This window comes from Paenibacillus sp. CMAA1364, from assembly GCF_054373195.1.
This window is the reverse complement of record NZ_JBITNB010000050.1, coordinates 1-3,104: the sequence shown is the minus strand read 5'-3', so window position 1 is coordinate 3,104 and position 3,104 is coordinate 1. Positions and strand designations below refer to the sequence as shown.

The window sequence follows — 3,104 nt, the reverse complement described above, 5'->3', positions numbered from 1 at the left end:
GGTACGTACGGTGGTGTGAGAGGTCGGGGGCTAGTCGCCCCCTCCTACTCGATTAGGATTTTTGTGCCACTAATTGAATAGTGCAAAGAATCGGCTCTTGAGCAGGGCGAACGGGATAAGTCTGTCTACATATCACTACCCATTCATCAGTATCCTGGAATGTATATGGTGGAGACTAGAATAATCCGTTCGTTCTACCTCGGAAATGAGTCCAAATCTTTATATTATAAAAATATTGGAGGAATCATGATGCAAGAAGAACATCAAAAGGCGATTCTGGTTGGGGTTCATACGAATAAACAAGAGGATTTCGAATACTCCATGGAAGAATTGGGGAAATTAGCCGCAGCTTGTCAGGTAGAAGTCGTTGGATTACTAACTCAGAATTTAGAGAAAGTGAACAAATCTCATTATATTGGAAAAGGAAAGGTGCAGGATGTAAAAGCATTATATGAAGAACAGGAAGCGAACATGGTTATTTTTAATGATGAATTATCTCCTTCTCAAATTCGCAATCTGGAATCGGACTTACAGTGCAAGGTTATTGACCGTACGATTCTGATCTTGGATATATTTGAGAAGCGAGCCAAGACAAGAGAGGCCCAACTTCAAGTGGAGGTAGCCCAACTTCAATATATGCTTCCTAGATTAATTGGTCTACGCGCTTCCTTGGGGCGTCAAGGTGGAGGTGTGGGTACTAAGAATAAAGGGGTAGGTGAAACGAAGCTTGAACTTGATCGCCGTAGAATTGAGGATAAGATCAGTGTTCTGAACAGAGAATTAGAAACACTTGTATCTCAACGTCAGACGCAACGTAAGCAACGGCAGAAGAATAGGTTACCAGTAGTTTCTCTAGTCGGTTATACCAATGCAGGGAAATCAACGATCATGAATGCATTAGTTGAATCGTTCAGCCCCAAGGGGAATAAGTTAGTATTCGAAAAAGATATGCTATTCGCAACACTGGAAACTTCGGTTCGTCATATACAACTTGAAGATAATAAGTCTTTTCTACTCACAGATACGGTTGGATTTGTAAGTAAACTTCCACATCATCTAATCAAAGCTTTCCGTTCTACATTAGAAGAAGTGGCTGAAGCCGACCTACTTATTCATGTGATTGATTATGCCAATGCGAAGCACGAGCAATTGATGAATATTACCGATCAGACATTACAAGATATAGGAATAACCGATATTGAAACCATTCTCGCTTATAATAAATGTGATATGGTCAATTGTGAGATTCCTATAATTGATGGTAATAGTGTGTACCTTGCAGCGAAACAAAGGGTAGGAATGACAGAACTTGTGGAAGTCATCAAGTCGCATGTTTTTCAGGATTACACGCATTGCGAGATGCTTATTCCATTTGATCAAGGTCAGGTAGTCTCCTATCTTAATGAACATGCGCATGTAATCTGCACTGAATATGATCAAGAAGGCACACGATTAACCCTAGAGTGTAGAGAGATGGATATGGACAAATATCGAAAGTATATACTGTGAAATGTAAATCGAGCTAATTTGCTGTAACAAATCATTGACTAATTTTATTGTGAGTACTTTAATAGAAGCTATAGTATTAAATAAATTGAATATGGATCTTCGGGGTAGGTGAAATTCCTAACCGGCGGTGAGAGTTCTTATCTACTATGAACTTCTAGCCCGCGACTCGTCATCGTGAAGATGGTGGCGACTGACTTGGTGTAAATCCAAGGCCGACGGTATAGTCCGGATGGGAGAAGATCAAAGCACATGCATGACGCGTCTTTTTGATGCGCACAAGCCTATTTGATCAGCCCCCGTAAATGTCGATAACTATCGAATGCGGGGGTTTTCTGTTGTAAGACCCCATATTCAGAATAAGGGGATAGAGAGAATGGAAAATGTAGTGGAGAGTGTGAAACCAGTTGTAGCGGGAAGAGGGAATTCTTCGAAGAGTGGTTTTTGGCTAGTAGTATTGGGAGCCGCTCTGTGGGGAGTGGATCCCCTATTTCGAATTATTCTTTTAGATACACTTACTTCAATCCAGATTGTATTACTAGAACATATTATTATTGTGTTATTTGTTGCCCCGGTGTTATGGAGGAACCGTGATGAACTGTATGGATTGAAACTACGGCATGTCGCTGCACTGCTCTTTATCTCTTGGGGAGGATCAGCGATAGCAACGATTCTGTTTACGATAGGTTTGTCTAGTGGGAACATTAATGTCGTGCTATTACTTCAGAAGCTTCAACCACTGTTTGCAATTATTTTAGCAAGAATAATATTGAAAGAACGACTTCCAAGACAGTTCTCCATACTATTCACACTAGCCTTAATTGGCACGTATTTACTCACATTCGGATTCACGATACCTTTGGGGAAATGGAGTGACTTTGTTCAAGTGGGTAGCTTACTATCTCTTGGGGCTGCAGCTTTATGGGGAGGATCGACTGTTATGGGGCGTTTAATGGTTGGTCAGATGAAGTATGAGACAGTCACTTCCTTAAGGTTCATGCTGGCACTACCTTTACTACTCTTGATTACTTGGGGTGAAGGTGGAGTATGGAGCTTACCAATCGGGACAAGTGCTATGGTATTGGTCTCTTTGAATCTGTTGGGTCAAGCTCTGTTGCCTGGTCTACTTAGTCTTCTGGTTTATTATAAGGGGTTAACGACTACAAAGGCATCGGTCGCGACACTGGCGGAGTTGAGTTTCCCGATGGTGGGGGTGCTGATCAATTGGATTGTATTCCAAGAAGTGATTACTCAACCACAACTTATTGGTTTTATTCTGATCTGGGTAGCTCTGTTTGTAATCTCTAGACAAGATAACGAAACGATACCTGTTTAATGACTGCACTAGATCCCTTTGCTACTATTTGAGTCTGTGGGGTGGAGGGATTTTATTGTGTATATTAAATTATGTAATTGTGAAAATTTATGACTTGCATTCATAGACAGAGACATGTTATATTGTAAATCCGGAAAAGAAGAGAACAAAAACGTCTCACAAAACGTTTTAAAAAAACTCTTGCATTTTTCATCCGGAAAGGATATGATATAAAAGTTGTCACCGAGACACACTGGTGAATAACGAGAGAGAAATTGATCTT

The 3,104-nt window shown here is 40.7% G+C and carries 2 protein-coding genes and 1 riboswitch; both genes read left to right on the top strand.

Going from position 1 to position 3,104, the window contains the following annotated elements; translation table 11 throughout:
- Positions 1-249 precede the first annotated feature (249 nt).
- A complete protein-coding gene (gene hflX / locus ACH8E3_RS16575; protein ID WP_458633754.1) occupies positions 250-1,509 on the top strand; it encodes a GTPase HflX in 1,260 nt (419 codons plus the stop codon).
- Between the two features lie 91 nt (positions 1,510-1,600).
- Positions 1,601-1,754, top strand: a riboswitch (FMN riboswitch).
- Positions 1,755-1,882: 128 nt separating this feature from the next.
- Positions 1,883-2,842: a DMT family transporter gene (locus tag ACH8E3_RS16570; RefSeq protein ID WP_458633753.1), complete on the top strand. Its 960-nt coding sequence runs from the start codon at positions 1,883-1,885 to the stop codon at positions 2,840-2,842.
- Positions 2,843-3,104: the final 262 nt, after the last annotated feature.

Coding starts and splice junctions, on each gene's coding strand:
- hflX (WP_458633754.1), top strand. CDS start 250: ATGCAAGAAGAACATCAAAAGGCGATTCTGGTTGGGGTTCATACGAAT.
- ACH8E3_RS16570 (WP_458633753.1), top strand. CDS start 1,883: ATGGAAAATGTAGTGGAGAGTGTGAAACCAGTTGTAGCGGGAAGAGGG.